This is a genomic window from Kitasatospora sp. NPDC018058 (assembly GCF_044327205.1).
Classification (GTDB): Bacteria; Actinomycetota; Actinomycetes; order Streptomycetales; family Streptomycetaceae; genus Kitasatospora.
This window is the reverse complement of sequence record NZ_JBIRFA010000022.1, coordinates 106,369-130,761: the sequence shown is the minus strand read 5'-3', so window position 1 is coordinate 130,761 and position 24,393 is coordinate 106,369. Positions and strand designations below refer to the sequence as shown.

The 24,393-nt window shown below is 74.2% G+C and carries 1 protein-coding gene; it reads left to right on the top strand.

All coding sequences use genetic code 11. The features are described 5' to 3' along the window. Positions 1 to 84 precede the first annotated feature (84 nt). A complete protein-coding gene (locus tag ACH4E7_RS28535) occupies positions 85 to 24,390 on the top strand; it encodes a non-ribosomal peptide synthase/polyketide synthase (protein ID WP_396251924.1) in 24,306 nt (8,101 codons plus the stop codon). Positions 24,391 to 24,393 lie beyond the last annotated feature (3 nt).

Here is a 24,393-nt window from a genome sequence, read left to right as displayed (position 1 = left end):
CGCCGACCGTGTGACGCCACCGCGGTCGGCGTGGCCCGGCGTGCCGTGCGCGTACGCCCGCCCACACTTCTGGAGGTACCCCCCATGTCCCGTCGCGACGGCGACGTCCTTCCCCTGACGGCAGCCCAGCGTGAGATCTGGCTCGCCGAGCAGCGCTCCCGGACGCCGATCCCGGGCTACCGCGTCGGAGAATGCCTGGAGATCCACGGGCCGGTGGAGCCGGCGCTGTTCGAGGCCGCGCTGCGCCGGGTGGTCGACGAGGTCGACGCCCTGCACGTGAGCTTCGTCGACGACGGCGACGGCCCGCGCCAGGTCCTCCGCGAGGCCTGGGACTGGGCGCCGGCGCACCTGGACCTCAGCGGGGAAGCCGAACCCCGTGCGACGGCCATGGAGTGGATGGAGCGGGACCTGATGCGCCCGCTGGACCTCGCCCGCGACCCGCTGTTCGGGCACGCGCTGATCCGGCTGTCGCCGACCGGGTTCCTGTGGTACCTGAACTACCACCACGTGGTGCTGGACGCGATCAGCAGCGCCCTGGTCAGGCAGCGGGTCGGTGACGTGTACTCGGCACTGGCCGAGGGCGGGCCGGTGCCGCCGTCCCCGTTCGGCTCGCTGCAGGACCTGGTCGACAGCGACGCCGCCTACCGCGCGTCGGCGGATTTCACCGCCGACCGCGCCTACTGGACGGAGCGCTTCGCGGACCGGCCGGCGCCGACGAGGCTCGCCGACACGGCCCCGACCGACCCGAACCGCGCTCTCCGCCTGGGCGAGGAGCGGGAACTGCGGCGCCCGGACGCGCTGCGGGCGGCGGCGGGGAGGACCGGTGTCCGGTGGTCCCGTCTGATGATCGCGGCGGCGGCGCTGTACACGCACCGACTCACCGGCACGCGGGACGTGGTGCTCGCCCTCCCCGTCACGGCCCGGCGGTCCGCGGACCGCGACCTGATGACGGTACCGGGCACGATGTCCAACGTGGTGCCGCTGCGGCTGACCGTGCGACCGGACATGCCGTGGCGTGAACTCGTCGCCCAGGTGGCGCGGGAGGTCCAGTCGGCGGTCGCGCACGAGCGGTACCGAAGTGAGGACCTGCTGCGGGACCTCGGCGTGCCCGGCAGCATCGGGACGGCGTTCCCACTGATCGTCAACATCATGGCCTTCAACTCCAGGCCGAGTTTCGCCGGGCACCCCGCCTCCGTGCACCACTTCGTGTCGGGGTCGACCACCGACCTGGCGGTCTGGGTGTTCGACTACCGGGACGGCACCCCGCCGCTCCTCAGGCTCCACGGCGCGCCGGAAGCGTACGGCGATGGAGACCTCGACACCCACCGGCAGCGGCTGCTCGCACTGCTCGACGCCGTCGCGGACTGCGACCCGGACGAGCCGGTGGGCCGGATCGAACTGCTCACGACCGAGGACCGCCAAGAGCTGGCGGCCGTCGGCACGGGGCCGGTGACGGAGGTCCCGGCCGCGAGTCTGCCGGAGCTGTTCCAGGAGCACGTGCGGGCGACCCCGGACCTCACCGCACTGGTGTGCGGGGACCTCTCGCTGACGTACGCGGAGCTCGACGGGCGGGCGAACCGGCTGGCGCACGCCCTGATCGACCGGGGGGTGGGGCCGGAGCGGCTGGTGGCGGTGGCCCTGCCGCGCTCCGCCGAGCTCGTGGTGTCGATCCTGGCGGTGCTGAAGACCGGCGCGGCGTACGTCCCGGTCGATCCGGAGTACCCGGTCGCCCGGATCACGTACCTGCTCGACGACGCCCGCCCGGCGTTCCTGGTGACCGACTCCCGGACCGCCGAGCGGTTGCCCGGGGCCGGCTCCGCCGAGCGGCTGGTGGTCGACGACCCGGAGACGGCGGCGATGGTGGCGGGCTGCCCGGCAGCGGATCCGGCGGTGGCCGTCGATCCGGCGCATCCGGCCTACGTCATCTACACGTCCGGTTCCACCGGGCGGCCCAAGGGCGTGGTGCCGACGCACGGTGGGCTGCTCAACCTGTTCGCCGACCAGCAGCGGGCACTGTTCCCACCCCTGCTCACGGGACGGGGCCGGCTTCGCGTGGCGCTCACCACGTCGGTCTCCTTCGACGCCTCCTGGAACCAGTTGCTCGGCCTGTGCGCGGGCCACGAGCTGCACGTCCTGGACCACGCGACCTGGACCGACCCGGACGCCTTCGTCGACTACGCCCGGCGCCATCGCCTCGACTTCATCGAGGCCACCCCGTCGTACCTCCACGTCCTCGTCTCACGGGGACTGCTGGACGATCCCCAGTGGCGCCCGGCGATCGTCGCGGCGGGCGGGGAGGCCGTTCCGGAGCAGCTGTGGGAGCGGCTGCGGGCGGCCGACGGGGTGTCCTGCCTGAACTTCTACGGGCCGTCCGAGTGCACGGTCAACTCGGTCGTCGCACCGCTGGGGTCGAGCCGACGCCCGGTGATCGGCCGTCCGGTCGGCAACGCCCGGCTGTACGTGCTGGACGGCGCACTGCGGCCGCTGCCCGTGGGCGCGGCGGGTGAACTGTACATCGCCGGTGCGGGCCTGGCACGGGGCTATCTGAACCGGCCGGGCCTGACCGCCGGGCGCTTCACGGCCGACCCGTTCGGGCCGGCCGGCTCGCGGATGTACCGCACCGGCGACCTGGTGCGGTGGGACGCGGACGGGAACCTGGAGTTCCTCGGCCGCACCGACGACCAGGTCAAGATCCGGGGATTCCGGATCGAACTCGGCGAGATCGAGACCGTGCTCATGGAGCACCCGCGGGTCGCACGGGCCGCCGTTCTGGTGCGCACCGAAGGGGACGCCCGGCTGGTCGCCTACGTCGTGCCGGCGTCCGGTGCCGCGGCGTCCGGTGCCGAGGCCGTCGCGGCCGAGCTGCGCGAGCACCTGCGCGAGCGGCTGCCGGAGTACATGGTGCCGTCCGCGTTCGTGACCCTGGACGCGCTGCCGCTGACGCCGAACCGCAAGCTCGACCGACGGGCCCTCCCCGCGCCCGAGCAGACCTCGGCCGCCCCGGGCCGTGCTCCGCGCACCGCGACCGAACACCTGCTCGCCGGGCTGTTCGCCGAGGTGCTCGGGGTGGCCGAGGCCGGAGTGGACGACAGCTTCTTCGACCTCGGAGGGCACTCGCTGCTGGCCACCCGGCTGGTCGCCCGGGCACGGTCGGTGCTGGGCGTCGAGCTGAGGCTGAGCGACCTGTTCGACGCACCGACGGTCGCGGAACTGGCGGCCGCCGTGGACGTCGCGGGCCGGGCGCGCCCGGCGCTGGGGCGCCGCGAGCGACCCGAGACGGTCCCCTTGTCCTTCGCCCAGCGCCGGCTGTGGTTCCTGCACCGCATGGAGGGCCCGAGCGCCACCTACAACATCCCGTTGACGCTGCGGCTGTCCGGAGACCTGGACCAGCGGGCCCTGGAGGCCGCCCTGGCGGACGTGGTGGAGCGGCACGAGAGCCTGCGTACCGTCTTCCCGGTGATCGACGGCGTGCCGTGCCAGCGGGTGATGGACCCCGACGTGGCACGGCCGCGGATGCGGGTGACCGAGGTCGGCGAGCGCGACCTGCCGGACCGGCTGGCGGAGGCGGCCCGGTACGGCTTCGACCTCTCCGCGGAGCCGCCGCTGCACGCCGAGCTGTTCCAGCTGGGCACCGAGGAGCACATGCTGCTGCTCGTGGTGCACCACATCGCCGGTGACGGCTGGTCGATGGGGCCGCTCTCGCGGGACCTGACGACCGCCTACGCGGCCCGCGCCGAAGGGGCGAAGCCGGAGTGGTCGCCGCTGCCGGTCCAGTACGCCGACTACGCCCTCTGGCAGCGGGAGCTGCTCGGTGACGGCGCGGACCCGGACAGCCTGCTGAACGACCAACTCGGCTACTGGCGCGAGCAGTTGGCGGAGCTTCCCGAACAGGTGGAGCTGCCCTTCGACCGGCCCCGTCCGGCGGTGATGTCCTACCGGGGTGCCCACCTGCCGGTGCGGATCGACGCCGAGCTGCACCAGGGCCTGCGCGCACTCGCCCGCGGCGGCGGCGCCAGCCTCTTCATGGTGCTCCAGGCCGGGCTGGCCGCCCTGCTGGGCAAGCTCGGCGCCGGCACCGACGTCCCGATCGGCACGCCGATCGCCGGACGCACCGACGAGGCCCTGGACGACCTGGTCGGCTTCTTCGTCAACACCCTGGTGCTGCGCACCGACCTGTCCGGCGACCCGTCGTTCACCGAACTGCTGGGCCGGGTGCGCTCGGACGCGCTGGCCGCGTACGCGCACCAGGACGTGCCGTTCGAGCAGCTGGTGGAGGCGCTGAACCCCACCCGGACGCTGGCGCACCACCCCCTGTTCCAGACCATGCTCGCCCTGCAGAACGCACCGCTCGGCGCGTTCGAGCTGCCCGGGCTGCGGGTGGCGACCGACCTGGTCCACACCGGGACGGCCAAGTGCGACCTGACCTTCATCCTGGCCGAACGGCCCGACGCGGACGGGCTGTCGGGCGTGGTGGAGTACAGCACCGACCTGTTCGACGCGGCCGCCGTGGCGGGGATCGTCGACCGGTGGCTGCGGCTGCTGCGGGCCGTGGTCGCCGATCCCGGCCGACGGATCGGTCAGGTGGACGTGCTCTCCGCCGACGAGCTCCGCGCGCTGCTGCCGGCCGGCAAAGCCCTTGCCGGGGAGCTGCCGGAGAGCGGCATCACCGCGCTCTTCGAGCGGCAGGTGCGGGCGAATCCGGCCGCGGTCGCCGTGGTGAGCGGCGAAGTCGCCCTGACGTACGGGGAGTTGAATGCCCAGGCCAACCGGATCGCGCATGCCCTGATCGACCGGGGCGTGGGACCGGAGCAGCTGGTGGCGCTGGCCCTGCCGCGCTCGGCGGATCTGGTCGTGGCGGTGCTCGCGGTGCTCAAGGCCGGCGCCGCGTACGTGCCGGTGGACCCGCAGTACCCGGCCGCCCGGATCGCCTACCTGCTCCAGGACACCCGGCCGTCGCTGCTGCTGACGACGAGCCGGATCGGTGAACTGCCGGCTGCGGAGCCGGTGGACCGGCTGCTGCTGGACACGCTCGACCTGGACGGACTGCCGGACACGGATCCGGAGGTCCCCGTCGACCCCGGCCACCCCGCCTACGTCATCCACACCTCCGGGTCCACCGGCAACCCCAAGGGCGTGGTGGTCCCGCACCGGAACGTGGTGCGGCTGTTCGGCGCCACCGAGGAGCTGTTCGGCTTCTCCGCCGAGGACGTCTGGACGCTCTTCCACTCCTACGCCTTCGACTTCTCGGTGTGGGAGCTGTGGGGCGCGCTGCTGCACGGCGGTCGGCTGGTGGTCGTGGACCATGAGACCAGCCGCTCGCCCGGCCGGTTCCTGGAGCTCCTCGCCCGCGAGCGGGTGACGGTGCTCAACCAGACGCCGTCCGCCTTCTACCAGCTGATGCAGGCGGACGCGGAGGCCCCGGAGACCGGCCGCCGACTCGCCCTGCGCACGGTGGTGTTCGGCGGCGAGGCGCTGGAGCACGCCCGGCTGGCGAGCTGGTACGAGCGGCACCCGGAGGACGCGCCGCGGCTGGTCAACATGTACGGCATCACCGAGACCACGGTGCACGTCACCTACGCGGCGCTCGACCGCTCCGGCACCGTCGCCGGCCAGGTCGGCGCGGCCCTCCCGGACCTGCGGACGTACGTGCTGGACTCCGGGCTGCGACCGGTCGCCCCGGGCGTGCCCGGCGAGCTGTACGTCGCGGGCGCCGGGCTGGCACGCGGCTACCTGAACCGGCCCGGCCTGACCGCCGGGCGGTTCGTCGCCGACCCCTTCGGACCGGCCGGCTCCCGGATGTACCGCACCGGCGACGTGGTGCGCTGGCTGGGTTGGGGGTCCCCCCGGCCGGTGGGGGCACCTCCCAGCCTCCCCCAGCCTTCGGCCGGGGGGACCCCCATGGCTGGGGGCGCTGGGGGAGGCAGTCTGTGCTACGTCGGCCGGGCCGACCAGCAGGTCAAGGTCCGCGGCTTCCGGATCGAGCTCGGTGAGATCGAGGCGGCGCTGGCGGCGCACCCGGCCGTCGCGCAGGTCGCCGTGCTGGCCCGGCAGGAGCGGGCCGACGACACCCGGCTGGTCGCCTACCTGGTGCCGGCCCCGGGCCCCGTGCCGCGCCCGGCCGACCTGCGCGAGCACCTGGCCAGGCGGCTGCCCGAGTACATGGTGCCGGCCGCGTTCGTGCTGTTGGACGCGCTGCCGCTGACCGCCAACGGCAAGCTGGACCATCGGGCCCTGCCCGCGCCCGACCTCGCCCCGGCGGCCACCGGCCGCGCGCCGCGCACCCCGCAGGAGCAGATCCTCTGCGAGCTGTTCGCCGAGATCCTCGGGGTGGGGTCCGTCGGCGTCGAGGACGGCTTCTTCGACCTGGGCGGGCACTCGCTGCTGGCCACCCGCCTGGCCGCCCGGATCCGCGCGACGCTCGGTGTCGAGATGGAGCTGCGCACCCTGTTCGAGGCACCGACCCCGGCCGGCCTGGCCGCCGCGCTCGTGGCGGCCGGACCGGCCCAGGCCGCGCTGGCTCCGTACCGACGGCCGGAGAGGATCCCGCTGTCGTTCGCGCAGCGGCGGCTGTGGTTCCTCCACCAGCTGGAGGGCGCCAGCGCGAACTACAACATCCCGTTGGCCTGGAGGCTGTCCGGCCCGCTCGATCGGGAGGCGCTGCACGCCGCGCTGACGGACGTCGTGGCCCGGCACGAGGCGCTGCGGACGGTGTTCCCCGTGGTGGACGGCGTGCCGTACCAGCAGGTGCTGGACGTCGTCGCGGCCCGCCCCGAGCTGGCCGTGCGCCGGACCACCGAGGGCGGGCTGACCGGCGCCCTGGCGGCGGCGCAGGCCCACCGGTTCGACCTGGAGACCGAACTCCCGCTGCACGCCGAGCTGTTCGAGCTGGCGCCGGAGGAGCACGTGCTGCTGGTGGTGCTCCACCACATCGCCGGCGACGGCTGGTCGCTCGGCCCGCTGGCCGCCGACCTCACCGCGGCCTACGCGGCCCGCTGCCGGGGCGAGGAGCCACACCGGGAGCCGTTGGCCGTCCAGTACGCCGACTACACCCTGTGGCAGCACGAGCTGCTCGGCGAGGCCACGGACGAGGACAGTCCGTTCGCCCGCCAGGCGGCCTACTGGAAGCGGCAGTTGGCCGATCTGCCGGAGCAGATCCAGCTGCCCGTCGACCGGCCCCGCCCGGCGGTCGCCTCGCACCGGGGCGGCTTCGTGCGGGCCGAGCTGGACGCGGAGCTGCACCACGGGCTGCGCGAGCTCGCCCGGACCAACGGCACCAGTCTGTTCATGGTGCTCCAAGCCGGGCTCGCGGCGCTGCTGAGCAGGCTCGGCGCGGGCGACGACATCCCGGTCGGCAGCCTCACCGCCGGGCGCACGGACGAGGCCGTGGACGACCTGGTCGGGTTCTTCGTGAACACCCTGGTGCTGCGCACCGACACCTCGGGCGACCCGACCTTCGCCGAGCTGCTCGGCCGGGTCCGGGACACCGCGCTGGCGGGCTACGCGAACCAGGACCTGCCGTTCGAGTACCTGGTCGAGGCCCTCAACCCGGTGCGGTCGCTCTCCCACCACCCGCTGTTCCAGGTCATGCTGGTGCTGCAGAACAACGCCCGGGCCGAGTTCGCCCCGGTCGGACTGCGGATCGGCGAGCTGGAGCTGGCCACCGCCACGTCCAAGTTCGACCTGGTCCTCTCGTTGTCCGAGCGGCACGCCGAGGACGGTCCCCCTGGGCCTGACGGCCCGGGAGGTGCCCCCACCCCGGCCGGCATCGACGTCTTCGTCCAGTTCGCGAGCGACCTGTACGACCCGGCGACGGTGGAGACGATGGTCGAGCGCCTGGTCCGGCTGCTGACCGCGGCCGTGGCCGACCCGCGGCAGCGGCTCGCCCGCATCGACCTGCTGTCCGCCGAGGAGCGCCGCGCGCTGCTGCCCGCCGCCGACGGCGGGGCGGCCACTGGCAGCCTGCTGGAGGCCTTCGCGGCGCAGGTGGCGGCCACCCCGGAGGCCGTCGCACTGGCCGCCGGCGATGTCGAGCTGACGTACCGTCAACTGAACACCTGGGCCAACCGGTTCGCGCACTCGCTGATCGCCCGGGGGGTGGCCGCGGAACAGCTCGTGGCGCTCTCGCTGCCGCGGTCGGTGGAGTTCGTGGTGGCGGTCCTGGGCGTGCTGAAGACGGGTGCCGCCTACCTGCCGGTGGACCCCGTGTACCCGCCGGCGCGGATCGCGTTCATGCTGGCGGACGCGCGGCCGACCGTGGTGGTCGACGACCCGGCGACGGTGGCCGAGGCGGCCGAGGCGGCCGAGGCGTCGGAGTGGCCGGAGACCGATCCGGTCGTCACGGTGGATGCCCGGAATGCCGCGTACGTGATCTACACGTCCGGCTCGACCGGCCGGCCCAAGGGTGTGGTGGTGAGCCACGCGGGCGTGCCGCCCATGGTGGCGGCCCAGGTCGAGCGACTCGGCATCGACGCCGACAGCCGGGTGCTCCAGTTCGCCTCGCCGAGCTTCGACAGTTCGCTGTGGGACATTCTCGGCGCCCTGCTCGCCGGTGCCGCCCTGGTGCCGGCGCCCGCAACCGAGCCGGTCGCCGCACTGACCGACCCGAGCCTCGCGCTCACCCACGCGACCGTGCCGCCGTCGGTGCTGGCGGCGCTGTCGCCGGAGGCGGTGGACGTGCCGACGCTGGTGGTGGCCGGCGAGGCCTGCCCGCCGGAACTGGTGACGCGCTGGGCGGCGGACCGGCGGATGATCAACGCGTACGGTCCGACCGAGGTCACGATCGTGGCGACGATCAGCGAGCTGCTGTCGCCGGGGTCGGGTGTGCCGCCGATCGGCCGTGCCATCGCCGGACTCCGGGCGTATGTGCTGGACCAGCGGTTGGGTTTGGTTCCGCCGGGCGTGACGGGTGAACTGTACCTCGCGGGCCCGGGCCTGGCCCGTGGCTACCTGAACCGACCGGGCCTGACCGCCGGGCGGTTCGTCGCCTGCCCGTTCGGCCCGGACGGGCATGGGCCCATCGCCCCCAGCCATGGGGGTCCCCCCGGCCGAAGGCTGGGGGAGGCTGGGAGGTGCCCCCAGCCCGATGGCGGGCTAGGAGGGAGGATGTATCGCACCGGTGACCTGGTGCGTCGACGCCCCGACGGCCAGCTGGAGTACGTCGGCCGTGCTGATGACCAGGTGAAGGTGCGCGGCTTCCGGATCGAACTCGGTGAGATCGAGACGGCGTTGGCCGAGCACCCCCAGGTTCGTCAGGTCGCGGTGGTCGCCCGCAAGGACCGGGAGGCGGAGACCCGCCTGGTGGCCTACCTGGTGCCCGCCACCGGCGCCGAACTCCGGCCGGAGGAGCTGCGGGGCCACCTGCGCGAACGGCTGCCGGAGTACATGGTGCCGGCCGCGTTCGTCCCACTCGACGCCCTGCCGCTGAACACCAGCGGCAAGCTCGACCGGCGCGCCCTGCCCGAGCCGGACTTCACCGGGGCGCGAACCGGCCGGGCCCCGCACACGCCCCAGGAGCAGGTGCTGGCCGAGCTGTTCGCCGAGGTGCTGGGCCTGCCGCAGGTCGGCGTCGACGACGACTTCTTCGACCTGGGCGGGCACTCGCTGCTGGCCACCCGGCTGGTGGCCCGGGTCCGCGCCACCCTGGGCGTGGAGCTGGCGCTGCACACCTTGTTCCGGACCCCGACGGTGGCCGGGCTGGCCGCCGGGCTGGGCGGCGCCGACCGGGCCAGGCTCGCCCTGGGGCGGGCGGAGCGGCCCGATCTGGTGCCGCTGTCCTCCGCTCAGCGGCGGCTGTGGTTCCTGTACCAGCTGGAGGGCACTGGGCCGATCTACAACATCCCGCTGGCGTGGCGGCTCTCGGGCCCGCTGGACCTCGTGGCCCTGGAGGAGGCGCTCGGCGACATCGTCGACCGGCACGAGACCCTGCGCACCGTCTTCCCGGCGGTGGACGGGGTGCCGTATCAGCAGGTGCTCGCCGCCGGAGAGGTGCGGCCGAGGCTTTCGATCACCCCGGCCGACGAGACGGTCCTGCCGGAACTGCTGACCGAGGCCGCAGCGCGCGGTTTCGACCTCGCGGCCGAAGCGCCGTTGCACGCGGAGGTGTTCGAGCTCTCGGCGGACGAGCACGTGCTGCTCCTGGTGGTGCAGCACATCGCCGGTGACGGCTGGTCGCTGGGCCCGCTGGCCGCCGACCTGGCCACCGCGTACGCGGCGCGCCGCCGGGGCCAGGAGCCGGGCTGGGCGCCGCTGCCGGTGCAGTACGCCGACTACACCCTCTGGCACGACCGGTTGCTCGGCGACCGCGACGACCCCGCGAGCCTGTTCGCCCGGCAGGCGGCCTACTGGACGGACCGGCTGGCCGGTCTGCCCGAGCAGATCCGGCTGCCCGCCGACCGGCCCCGTCCGGCGACCACCTCGTACCGGGGCGGCCACCTGGCGATCGACCTGGACCCGGAGCTGCACGGCGCACTGGTGCGTCTGGGCCGGGAGCACGGGGCCAGCGTCTACATGGTGCTCCAGGCCGCGCTGGCGGCGCTGCTGGACAAGCTCGGCGCGGGCACGGACATCCCGGTCGGCAGCCTGATCGCCGGCCGGACGGACCAGGAGCTGGACGACCTCGTCGGCTTCTTCGTCAACACCCTGGTGCTGCGCACCGACACCTCGGGCGACCCGTCCTTCGCCGAGTTGCTGGTCCGGGTCCGGGAGGGCGCGCTCGGCGCGTACGCCCACCAGGACCTGCCGTTCGAGCACGTCGTCGAGGCCCTCAACCCGTCCCGGTCGCTCGCCCGGCAGCCGCTGTTCCAGGTGCTGCTCGCGCTGCAGAACGTGCCCCGCACCGAGTTCGCGCTGAGCGGACTGCGCTCCGAGATCGTCCTGGTGCGGACGCCGACGGCGATGTTCGACCTCGGCTTCCACCTGCTGGAGCGCGGCGGCACGGGCGGGGCGGCCGGGGGCATCGTCGGGCGGGTCGAGTACAGCACCGACCTGTTCGACCACGCCACCGTGGCGGCGCTGGTCGACCGGTGGCTGCGCCTGCTGGCGGCCGTGGCCGCCGAGCCGGACCGGCCGCTGAGCCGGATCGACGTCCTCACCTCCGAGGAGCGGCACGAGCTGCTGGTCGCGCGCAACGACACCGCCTGCCCGGTGCTCGCCACCGGCCTGCCCGCCCTGTTCGAGGCGCGGGTTCGGGCGACCCCGGAGGCCCCGGCGGTGGTGTTCGAGGACACCGTGCTGACGTACCGCGAGCTGAACCGCCGGGCCAACCGCCTGGCCCACGCGCTGATCGCGCGCGGGGTCGGGCCGGAGCAGGTCGTCGCCCTGCGGCTGCCGCGCTCGGCCGAGCTGGTGGTCGCCGTCCTCGCGGTGCTCAAGACGGGCGCGGCGTACCTGCCGATCGACCCGGACTACCCGGCCGCCCGCATCGCGTTCATGCTGGAGGACGCCCGGCCGGCCGTGGTGCTCGACGACCTCGCCGCCGTCACACCGGACGGGGACCTGCCGGAGCACGATCCGGCCGTCGCCGTGGACGCGCGCCACCCGGCCTACGTCATCTACACCTCCGGCTCCACCGGCCGGCCCAAGGCCGTGGTGATGCCCGCCGCCGGGCTGCTGAACCTGCTGGAGTGGCACCACCGGGCCGTCGGCGGCGAACCGGGCACGCGCACCGCGCAGTTCACCGCGATCAGCTTCGACGTCTCGGTGCAGGAGGTGCTCTCCGCGCTGCTGTACGGCAAGACCCTGGTGGTGCCGACCGAGGAACAGCGCCGCAGTGCCGAGCTGTTCGCGCACTGGCTGGACCGGCACCGGGTCGCCGAGCTGTTCGCCCCCAACCTGGTGGTCGAGGCGCTGGCCGAGGCGGCCGAGGAGGCCGGGCTGGACCTGCCGCACCTGCGACTGGTCGCCCAGGCCGGCGAGGCGATGCGTCTGGGCGGTGCCGTACGGCGCTTCCAGGCCGGCCGGCCGGGCCGGGTGCTGCACAACCACTACGGGCCCGCCGAGACCCATGTGATCACCGCCTACCCGCTGCCGGCCGACTGCCCGCTGCCGGTGCCGATCGGCCGACCGATCGCCAACTGCCAGGCGTACGTGCTGGATTCGGCCCTGCGTCCGGTCGCCCCCGGTGTGCTGGGCGAGCTGTACCTCGCCGGGGTGGGACTGGCGCGCGGCTACCTGAACCGGCCCGGGCTCACCGCCGGGCGCTTCGTCGCCAACCCGTACGGTCCGAGCGGGCATGGGCCCCTCGCCCCCAGCCATGGGGGTCCCCCCGGCCGAAGGCTGGGGGAGGCTGGGAGGTGCCCCCAGCCCGATGGCGGGCAAGGAGGGAGGATGTACCGCACCGGTGACCTGGTCCGCTGGCGCGCCGACGGGGAGTTGGAGTTCGCCGGCCGGGTCGACCACCAGGTGAAGGTCCGTGGCTTCCGGATCGAGCCGGGCGAGATCGAGGCCGAGCTGACCGCGCACCCGGGCGTGGCCCAGGTCGCGGTGCTCGCCCGCGAGGACCGGCCGGGGGAGACCCGGATCGTCGCGTACGTCGTGCCCTCGGCACCGGAGCCGGCCACCGCGGCGGTACTGGCGGCGTACCTGCGCGAGCGGCTGCCCGACTACCTGGTGCCGTCGGCGTTCGTGCTGCTGGACGCGTTGCCGTTGACGCCGAACGGGAAGCTGGACCGGGCGGCGCTGCCCGCGCCCGAGCCGGGCATGGTCGGGAGCGGCCGCGCGGCGCGCACGCCGCAGGAGCAGATCCTGTGCGAGCTGTTCGCCGAGGTGCTGGGTCTGCCGAGGGTCGGGGTCGACGAGGACTTCTTCGACCTGGGCGGGCACTCCCTGCTCGCCACCCGACTGGTGTCGCGGGTCCGGGCCACCCTCGGGGTCGAGCTGGAGTTGCGCGCAATGTTCCGGACGCCGACGCCCGCCGGGCTGGCGGCCGGGCTGCACGACGCCGCCACCGCGCGGCAGGCCCTGAAGCCCCGGGCCCGCCGGGAGCCGATGCCGCTGTCGTTCGCCCAGCGCCGCCTCTGGTTCCTCCAGCAGTTCGGGGCGCCGAGCGCCACCTACCACATGCCGCTGGCCCTGCGGCTGTCCGGCGACCTCGACCGGGCGGCGCTGAGCGCCGCGCTCGCGGATGTGGTGGCCCGGCACGAGACCCTGCGTACGGTCTTCCCGCACACCGCCGGAGTCCCGTACCAGCGGGTGCTGGACGCCGCCGAGGCGGCCGTCCCGCTGACGGTGCGCGCGGCCGGCGAGGCGGAGGTGCCCGGTCTGCTGCGCGAGGCGGCGGTGCGCGGCTTCGACCTGACCTCGGAAGTGCCGCTGCGGGCGGAGCTGTTCGCGCTCGCGCCGGACGAACATGTGCTGCTGCTGGTGATGCACCACATCGCCGGGGACGGCTGGTCCATGGGCCCGCTGGCCCGCGACCTCGCCACCGCCTACGTCACCCGGCGGGGCGGCGGTGCGCCCGCATGGCCGCCGCTGCCGGTGACGTACGGCGACTACACCCTCTGGCAGCACGAGATCCTCGGCGACGAGCGCGACGCGGACAGCGTGTTCGCCCGCCAGGTCGCCTACTGGAGCGAGGAGTTGGCCGGGCTGCCCGAGCAGCTGCAGCTGCCCGTCGACCGGCCGCGCCCGGCCGCCATGACGTACGGCGGCGACCTGCTGGAGCTCCGGATCGACGCCGAACTGCACGCCGCGCTGGTGGAGTTGGCGCGGCGTTCGGGTGCGAGTCTGTTCATGGTGCTGCAGGCGGCGCTGGCGGCGCTGTACACGCGGTTGGGTGCGGGGACGGACATCGCGATCGGGAGTCCGATCGCGGGGCGTACCGACGAGGCGTTGGACGATCTGGTCGGGTTCTTCGTCAACACGCTGGTGCTGCGCACCGACACGAGCGGTGACCCGAGCTTCGCGGAGCTGTTGGGGCGGGTGCGGGAGACGGCGCTGTCGGCGTACGCGCACCAGGATGTGCCGTTCGAGCACCTGGTGGAGGTGCTGAACCCGTCCCGGTCGCTGTCCCACCACCCGCTGTTCCAGACCGGGCTGGTCGTCCAGAACGCGCCGGGCGGCGACTTCGACCTCCCCGGCCTCCGGGTCTCCGGGGTGACCGTGCCCACCGGGACCTCGCGGCTCGACCTGACCTTCGGTCTCGCGGAGGAACACGGCGGCGACGGCGCGCCGGCGGGAATCAGCGGTGCGGTCGAGTACAGCACCGACCTGTTCGACCGTTCGACGGTCGAGTCGCTGGTCGCCCGGTGGACCAGGCTGCTGGCCGCGGTTGCCGCCGCTCCCGACCGGCCGATCGGCGGGATCGACCTGCTGTCCGGCGAGGAGCGCTGCGAGCTGTTGCCCGCCGCCGAGGGCGGGGCGGCTCCGGTGAACCTGCCGGAGCTGTTCGCGGCGCAGGTGGCGGCGACGCCGGAGGCGGTCGCGCTGGTCTGCGGTGACGTCGAGTTGACGTACCGCGAGCTGAACGCCCGGGCGAACCGGTTCGCGCACTCGCTGATCGCCCGGGGTGTGGAGCCGGAGCAGCTGGTGGCGGTGGCGCTGCGGCGGTCGGTGGAGTCGGTGGTGGCGGTCCTGGGTGTGCTGAAGGCCGGGGCCGCGTACCTGCCGGTGGATCCGGCGTATCCGGAGGCGCGGATCGCGTTCATGCTGGCGGACGCTCGTCCGTCGGTGGTGGTCGATGACCCGGCGATGGTGGCGGAGGTGTCCGCATGGCCGGAGACCGACCCCGTGGTCGCGCTCGACGTCCGGCATCCGGCCTATGTGATCTACACGTCGGGCTCGACCGGCCGCCCCAAGGGCGTCGTGGTCAGCCACATGGGCGTGTCGGGCCTGGTGGCGGCGCAGGTCGAGCGGCTCGGCGTGGTGCCGGGCAGCCGGGTGCTCCAGTTCGCCTCGCCCAGCTTCGACGCGTCCTTCTGGGACCTCTGCAGCGCCCTGCTCACCGGTGCCGCCCTCGTCCTGGCCCCGTCCGAGGCTCCGCTGGAGGCCCTGACGGACCGTCGACTCGACGTCACCCATGTGACGCTGCCGCCCTCGGCCCTGGCCGCGCTGGACTGCGCCGACCTCACGGCCGCCACCCTGGTGGTGGCGGGTGAGGCCTGCGCGCCGGAGCTGGTGGCCCGCTGGGCGCCCGGGCGCCGGATGATCAACGCGTACGGTCCGACCGAGACCACGGTGTGCGCGACCATGAGCGACCCGCTGTCGGCGGGCTCCGGCGTGCCGCCGATCGGCCGACCGGTCGCGGGCTTCCGGGTGTACGTGCTCGACGAGCGACTGCGCGTCGTGCCGCTGGGGGTGGCGGGGGAGCTGTACGTCGCCGGCCCGGGCCTGGCCCGCGGCTACCTCGACCGGCCCGGACTCACCGCCGGGCGGTTCCTCGCCTGCCCGTTCGGCCCGCCCGGGAGCCGCATGTACCGCACCGGCGACCTGGTGCGGCGCCGGGCTCGGGCCGCTGGGGGAGGCGAGCTGGAGTACGTCGGCCGCGCCGACGAGCAGGTGAAGGTCCGCGGCTTCCGCATCGAACTCGGCGAGGTCGAGGCGGCGTTGGCCGAGCACCCAGCGGTCGCCCAGGCCGCCGTCCTCGCCCAGGACGACCGGCTCGTCGGCTATGTGACGGCCCGTCCCGACGCGGCCGTCCGACCGGGGGAGCTGGCGGCGTACCTGCGCGAGCGGCTGCCCGACTACCTGGTGCCGTCGGCGTTCGTGCTGCTGGACGTGTTGCCGTCGACGCCGAACGGGAAGCTGGACCGGGCGGCGCTGCCCGCGCCCGAGGCCGGTCCCGCCGGGAGTGGCCGGGCGCCGCGCACGCCGCAGGAGCAGATCCTGTGCGAGCTGTTCGCCGAGGTGCTGGGCCTGCCGGGGGTCGGGGTCGACGAGGACTTCTTCGACCTGGGCGGGCACTCCCTGCTCGCCACCCGGTTGGCCGCGCGGGTGCGCTCGGTGCTCGGCGTGGAGCTCGGGCTGCGCGCGCTCTTCCAGGCGCCCACCGTGGCGGGCCTGGCCGAGGCGCTGGCCGAGGCCGGCCACGCCCGCCCGGCGCTGACCGCGCACGAGCGGCCGGAGGCCGTGCCGCTGTCCTTCGCCCAGCGCCGGCTCTGGTTCCTGCACCGCATGGACGCCGCCGCCGCGACATACCACATCCCGCTGGCGCTCCAGCTGACCGGGACACTCGACCGGTCCGCGCTGGACGAGGCGCTGGCCGACGTGGTGGCCCGGCACGAGAGCCTGCGGACGGTGTTCCCGGAGGTCGACGGCGTCCCGTGCCAGCGCGTCCTGGACCAGGCCGCGGCCCGGCCCCGGGCCCGGCTGACCGAGGTGTCGCGGGCCGAACTGCGGGAGCGGCTCGCCGAGTTCGCCCGACAGCCCTTCGACCTGGCGGCGGAACCACCGCTGCGGGCGGAGCTGTTCGCGCTCGCGCCGGACGACCACGTGCTGCTGCTGGTCATGCACCACATCGCCGGTGACGGCTGGTCCACCGGTCCGCTGGCTCGCGACCTGGCGGAGGCCTACGCCGCCCGGAGCGAGGGCCGCGCACCGCGCTGGTCGGACCTGCCGGTGCAGTACGCGGACTACACGCTGTGGCAGCGCGACCTGCTCGGCGACGCCGCCGACCCCGGGAGCAGGTTCGCCGAGCAGCTCGACTACTGGAAGCGGCAGCTGTCCGACCTGCCGGAGCTGCTCCGACTGCCCGCCGACCGGCCGCGGCCGGCCGTCGCCGGCTGGCGCGGGGACCACGTCGGCCTGGAGCTGAGCCCCGAACTGCACGCGGCTCTGACGGAGTTGGCGCGACGCACCGGCACCAGCCTGTTCATGGTGCTGCAGGCGGCGCTGGCGGCGCTGTACACGCGGTTGGGTGCGGGGACGGACATCGCGATCGGGAGTCCGATCGCGGGGCGTACCGACGAGGCGTTGGACGATCTGGTCGGGTTCTTCGTCAACACGCTGGTGCTGCGCACCGACACGAGCGGTGACCCGAGCTTCGCGGAGCTGTTGGGGCGGGTGCGGGAGACGGCGCTGTCGGCGTACGCGCACCAGGATGTGCCGTTCGAGCACCTGGTGGAGGTGCTGAACCCGTCCCGGTCGCTGTCCCACCACCCGCTGTTCCAGACCATCCTGGCCGTGCAGAACGCGCCGATGGGCCGGTTCTCACTGCCCGGCCTGGACGTCGCCACCTACGCGGTGGCCACCGGAACCGCCAAGTTCGACCTGGGTGTGAGCCTCGCCGAGCAGTTCGGTCCGGACGGCAGCCCGGCCGGGATCGTCGGCGCGGTGGAGTACGCCACCGACCTGTTCGACCGCTCGACGGTCGCCGCCCTCGCCCGGCGCTGGACGCTCCTCCTGGAGGCGGTCACCGCCGACCCGGACCAGTCCATCGGACGGATCGACCTCCTTGACGCCGACGAGCGGTACCGGCTGCTGGAGCGGGGCAACGCGACCACCCGCGAGGTGGCGGCCGTCCCGGTGCCGCAGGCCTTCGCGGCGCAGGTGGCGACGGCGCCGGAGGCGGTCGCGCTGGTCTGCGGTGACGTCGAGTTGACGTACCGCGAGCTGAACGCCCGGGCGAACCGGTTCGCGCACTCGCTGATCGCCCGGGGTGTGGAGCCGGAGCAGCTGGTGGCGGTGGCGTTGCCGCGGTCGGTGGAGTCGGTGGTGGCGGTCCTGGGTGTGCTGAAGGCCGGGGCCGCGTACCTGCCGGTGGATCCGGCGTATCCGGAGGCGCGGATCGCGTTCATGCTGGCGGACGCTCGTCCGTCGGTGGTGGTCGATGACCCGGCGATGGTGGCGGAGGTGTCCGCATGGCCGGAGACCGACCCCGTGGTCGCGCTCGACGTCCGGCATCCGGCCTATGTGATCTACACGTCGGGCTCGACCGGCCGCCCCAAGGGCGTCGTGGTCGGCCACGGCGGTGTGGCGAGTCTGGTCGCCGGACAGATCGAGCGCTTCGCGATCGAACCCGACAGTCGGGTGCTCCAGTTCGCCTCGCCCAGCTTCGATGCCTCGGTGTCGGAGATCTACACCGCCCTGCTGCGCGGTGCGGCCCTGGTGCTGCCCCCTGCGGCCGAGCCGCTCACCGCGCTGACCGACCCGGGCCTCAAGGTCACCCACGTGACCGTGCCCCCGTCCGTCCTCGCCGCCGTGCCGGAAGGCTCGGTGACCGTGTCGACGCTGGTGGTGGCGGGGGAGGCGTGCCCGTCGGAGCTGGTGGAACGCTGGGCACCGGGCCGGCGGATGATCAACGCGTACGGTCCGACCGAGACCACGGTGTGCGCGACCATGAGCGACCCGCTGTCCCCGGGGGAGGGCGTGCCGCCGATCGGCCGTCCGATCGCCAACGCCCGGGTGTACGTGCTGGACGGGCGACTGCGGCCGGTGCCGCCGGGCGTGGCGGGGGAGCTGTACGTCGCGGGCGCCGGGCTGGCGCGCGGCTACCTGAACCGGCCCGGCCTGACGGCCGGACGGTTCGTCGCCTGTCCGTTCGGCCAGGACGGCGAGCGCATGTATCGCACCGGCGACCTGGTGCGCTGGCTGGGTTGGGGGTCCCCCCAGCCTTCGGCCGGAGGGACTCCCATGGCTGGGGGCGCTGGGGGAGGCCGGCTGGAGTACGTCGGCCGCGCCGACGAGCAGGTGAAGGTCCGCGGCTTCCGGGTCGAGCCCGGCGAGGTCGAGGCGGCGTTGGCCGAGCACCCCGTCGTCGCCCAGGCCGCCGTCCTCGCCCAGGACGACCGCCTCGTCGGCTACGTCGTGCCGCGCCAGGACGCGGCCCGGGACAGCGGCCTGGAAGCGGACCACGTGGGCGAGTGGCAGGACATCTACGACGCCCTGCCCATCGTTCCCGAGGAAGCCGCCTTCGGTCAGAACTTCGTCGGCTGGAACAGCAGTTACGACGCGAGCCCGATCCCCGTCGAGCAGATGCGGGAGTGGCGGGACGCCACCGTGGCCCGCATCCTGTCCCTGCGCCCCCGCCGGGTGCTGGAGGTCGGCGTCGGCACCGGTCTGCTGCTCTCGCAGATCGCACCGCACTGCGAGACGTACTGGGCGACCGACTTCTCCGCCACCGCGATCGACGCGCTGACCGCGCAGGTGGCCCGGCAGGAGGACCTGGCCGGGCGCGTCGTGCTGCAGACCCGCCCGGCGCACGACACCGACGGACTGCCGGCCGGGCAGTTCGACACCATCGTGATCAACTCGGTGGTGCAGTACTTCCCGTCCGTCGACTACCTCGCCGACGTGATCGACCGGCTGATGGGGCTGCTCGCCCCCGGCGGCGCGCTCTTCGTCGGCGACGTCCGCAACCTGCGGCTGCTGCGCCCGCTGGCCACCGCCGTCCAGCTGCACCGGACCGGTGACGGCTCCGACCTCGCGGCGGTGCGCCGTGCGGTGGAGCAGGCCGTGAGGGTGGAGAAGGAGCTCCTGGTCGACCCGGACTTCTTCACCGTCCTGCGGGAGCGCGGCACGGACATCGGCGCGGTGGCCGTGGAGGTCAAGAGCGGCCGGCACCACAACGAACTGACCCGCTACCGCTATGACGTGACGCTGCACAAGGCGCCGGTCGGCCCGGCGGCCCCGAGCCGGTCCGTCGAGCTGGAGTGGGGTCGGCAGGTCGCCGGACTGGACGAGCTGCGCGAGCTGCTCGCCCGCCCGCGCGCGGACGTGCTGCGGATCACCGGGGTGCCGAACCGCCGCGTGGTGCGGGAGTCCGCCCTGGCCCGGGCGGTGCAGAACGGGGACGGGTCGCTCGCCGAGCTGCTGGAGCGGCTGCACGCCCCGGAGGAGGGCGACCTTCCCGACCCGGACGACTTCCAGGCCCTCGGGCGGGAACTCGACCGCTGGGTGGGCGTCACCTGGTCGGCCACCGCGGCCGACGCCCTGGACGTCGTCTTCGCCGACCCCCGGGCGCACCACGGCTCCCCGGTCGAGCCGTACCGGCCGGCCCGGGCCACCGGCAGGGCGCTGTCGTCGCTGACCAACCGCCCGACCGGCAGCCGGGGCACCGGCGCCCTCATCGGCGAACTCCGCGACTGGCTGCGCGGGCGGCTTCCCGACTACCTGATCCCGTCGGCGTTCGTGGCGCTGGAGGCGCTGCCGCTGACGGCCAGCGGCAAGCTCGACCGTCGCGCGCTGCCCGCTCCCGACCTCGGCTCGGTGGGCGTCGGGCGGGCGCCGCGCACCCCGCAGGAGCAGCTCCTCGCCGAGCTGTTCGCCGAGGTGCTCGGGCTGGCCCAGGTCGGAGTGGAGGACAGCTTCTTCGACCTGGGCGGGCACTCGCTGCTGGCGACCCGCCTGGCCTCCAGGGTCCGGGCGACCCTCGGCGCGGAGCTGGAAGTCCGGACGCTGTTCGAGGCACCGACCGTGGCCGGGCTGGCGGCTCGCCTCGACGGCGCCGGAACGGCGCGGCCCGCGCTGACCGCCCGGCCGCGGCCCGAACGAGTGGAGCTGTCCTTCGCCCAGCGCCGCCTGTGGTTCCTGCACCGGATGGACGGGCCGAGCGCCACCTACAACATGCCGTTCGCGCTGAGCCTGACCGGCGGTCTCGACCGGTCGGCCCTGCACGCCGCGCTCGCGGACGTGGTCGCCCGGCACGACAGCCTGCGGACGGTCTTCCGCGAGACGGACGGTGTGCCCTACCAGGTCGTGCTGAGCGCTGCGCAGGCGCACCCGGCGCTGCCGGTGGTCGAGCTCGACGAGAGCGTGCTGGCCGAGCGGCTGGCGGACGTGGCCCGGCGCGGCTTCGACCTGGCGGCGGAACCGCCGGTCCGGGCGGAGCTGTACGCGCTCGCACCCGACCGGCACGTCCTGCTGGTCGTGGTGCACCACATCGCCGCCGACGGCTGGTCGATGGGCCCGCTCTCCGGTGACCTGGCCACTGCCTATGCGGCGCGCTGCCGGGGCGAGGAGCCGCAGTGGTCCCCGCTGCCGGTGCAGTACGCCGACTACACCCGCTGGCAACGCGACCTGCTCGGCGACGCCGCCGACCCGGACAGCCTGTTTGCCCGGCAACTGGCCTACTGGAAGGGTGAGTTGGCGGGAATTCCGCAACAGGTACAGCTGCCCGCCGACCGGCCCCGGCCGCCGGTGGCCTCCCAGCTGGGCGGCCGGGTGGCGGTCCGGCTGGACGCCGAACTGCACCAGGCGCTGCGGGACCTGGCCGCCGCGCGCGGCGCCAGCATGTTCATGGTGCTCCAGGCCGGCCTCGCCGCGCTGCTCACCCGGCTCGGCGCCGGCACGGACATCCCGATCGGCAGCCCGATCGCCGGGCGGACCGACCAGGCGCTGGACGAGCTCGTCGGCTTCTTCGTCAACACCCTGGTGCTGCGCACCGACACGAGCGGCGACCCCGGTTTCGCCGAACTGCTCGGCCGGGTGCGGCAGAAGGCGCTCACCGCGTACGACCACCAGGACGTGCCGTTCGAGTACCTGGTCGAGGTGGTCAACCCGACCCGGTCGCTGGCGCACCACCCGCTGTTCCAGATCATGCTGGCCCTGCAGAACGCGCCGCTCGGCGAGTTCGGGCTGCCGGGGCTGGAGACCGGCCACCTGGAGGCGCCGACCGGGACCTCGCGGGTCGACCTGACGTTCAGCCTGGCCGAGCAGTTCCGCCCGGACGGTCCCCCCGGGCCTGGCGGCCCGGGAGGTGCCCCCAGCCCCGACGGCCTGGTCGGCGCGGTGGAGTACGCCACCGACCTGTTCGACGCGCCCACCGTGGAGCTGTTGTTCGAACGCTGGGCACGGCTGCTGCGCGCGGCGGTCGCCGACCCCGACCGGCCGATCAGCCGGATCGACGTCATGTCCGGCGAGGAACGCCGTCGGCTGCTGTCCGATTCCAATGGCGCCGCAGTCGAACTGCCCGAGGCGGCAGTGCCGGAGCTGTTCGCCCGCCAGGTGCGGGCCACCCCGGACGCGGTCGCGGTCGTGGCGGGCGGCACCGAACTGACCTACCGGGAACTCGACCGGCGGGCCAACCGCCTCGCGCGGGCGCTGATCCGCCAGGGCGTGCGGCCGGAGACACCGGTCGCGGTCATGCTGGACCGTTCGGCGGAGCTGGTCGTGGCGATCCTGGCGATCATCAAGGCGGGCGGCGCCTACGTGCCGCTCGACTCGCGCTTCCCCTCCTCCCGGATCGAGCTGATCCTGCGGGAGACCGGGGCCGCGCTGGTGCTCACCGAGGACGTGCTGACCGCGCTGATCCAGGCCGAGCCCGACTCGTCCGACGTGGAAGTCCCGTGTGACCAGCGGCAGTTGGCGTACATCATGTACACCTCCGGCTCGACCGGCCGGCCGAAGGGCGTGGCCGTCACCCACCGCGACGTGGTGGGCCTCGCGCTCACCCCCGAATGGCACGGCGGCGGACACGAGCGGGTACTGATGCACTCCCCGACCGCCTTCGACCTCTCGACGTACGAGCTGTGGGTGCCGCTGCTGGGCGGCGGCCGGGTCGTGGTCGCACCGCCCGAGCGGCTCGACCTCGACCTGCTCCAGCACACGGTCACCGCGCACGGGGTGACCGGACTGTGGCTGACGGCCGGCCTGTTCCGCCTGGTCGCCGAGGAACGACCGGGCCTGCTCGCCGGGGTGCGCGAGGTGTGGACCGGCGGTGACGTGGTCTCCCCGGCCGCCGTCGCCCGGGTGAAGGCGGCCTGCCCCGGCATCGAGGTGGTCAACGGCTACGGACCCACCGAGGCCACGACCCTGGCCACCTGCCACCCGGTGCGCACCCTCCCCGAGCACGCCGCGACCGTGCCGATCGGCGGGCCGATGGCGAACATGCGCGCCTACGTGCTCGACGACCACCTGCGGCCGGTGCCGACGGGCCTGGTCGGCGAGCTCTACCTCGCCGGGGTCGGCGTGGCCCGGGGCTACCTCAGCCGGCCCGGCCTGACGGCGGAGCGCTTCACCGCCGACCCGTACGGGCCGCCCGGGAGCCGGATGTACCGCACCGGCGACCTGGCGTGGTGGCCGGCTTGGGGGTCCCCCCAGCCTTCGGCCGGGGGAGCCACGCTGGAGTTCGCCGGACGCGCCGACCACCAGGTCAAGCTGCGCGGCCTGCGGATCGAGCCCGGCGAGATCGAGGCGATCCTCGCGAGCTGCCCGGGCGTCGCCCAGGCGGCCGTCGTCGCCCGCGAGGACCGGCCGGGCGACAAGCGGCTCGTCGCCTACCTGGTGCCCGCTCCCGAGCGCGCGCCCGAGGCGGGCGAGCTGTCCGAGCGGCTGCGCCGCGAACTGCCCGAGTACATGGTGCCGTCGGCGTTCGTCACCGTGGACGCACTGCCGCTGACCGCCAACGGCAAGCTGGACCGGGCCGCCCTGCCCGCCCCCGAGTACGGGGCGCCGGGTGTCGGACGCGGCCCCCGGACGCCGCAGGAGCAACTGCTGTGCGACCTCTTCGCGGAGGTCCTCGGCCGGGAGCAGGTGCGCATCGACGACAGCTTCTTCGAACTCGGCGGGCACTCGCTGCTGGCCGCCCGGCTGGCCTCCCGCGTGCGCGAGACCCTCGGCGTGGAGCTGGGCCTGCGCATGCTGTTCGAGGCGCCGACCGTGGCCGGGCTCACGGAGCGCCTGGTCATGAACGACCCCGACGACGCGTTGGACGTGCTGCTGCCGCTGCGTTCGACCGGGACCGGCACGCCGCTGTTCTGCATCCACCCCGGAGGTGGCATCAGCTGGTCGTACGGCGGGCTGCTGAACCACGTCGGCCCGGAGCACCCGGTCTACGCGATCCAGGCGCGCGGCCTCGGTCGGCCCGAACCCCTGCCGACGTCCTTCGAGGAGATGGCGGCCGACTACGCCGACCAGATCCAGAAGATCCAGCCGGAGGGCCCGTACCTGGTGCTCGGCTGGTCCGCCGGCGGGCTGATCGCCCACGCGGTCGCCTGCGAGCTGCAGGCGCGAGGCGAGCGGACCGGCATGCTGGCGATCCTCGACGCCTACCCGGTGAAGGACGTGCAGTTCGAGGAGGTGCCCGTGCCCACCGAGCGGGACGTGCTCGTCGGGGTGCTCGACGTCGACCCGGACGAGCTGGGCGACCGGGCGCTGACCTACGGCGAGGTCGCCGAGGTCCTGAACCGGCGGGGCAGCGCGCTGGCCGGCCTCACGGAGGACCAGATCGAGGTCATCGTCCAGATCATGATCAACAACGCGAAGCTGGCGGTCGACTTCGTCCCCCGCAGGTTCGAAGGAGACCTGCTGCTGTTCAACTCCACGATCGACCGGGCCGAGGACAACGCCGGGCCCGGAATCTGGCGCCCCTACATCGCCGGGCGGATCGAATCCCACGAGATCACCACCCGGCACGACCGGATGACCCAAGCCGGCTCGCTGGCCCAGATCGGACCGATCCTGGCCGCCAAGCTCGCCGAGGCCACCGGTGACACCACCCTTTCCCACCAGGAGGACTGACCC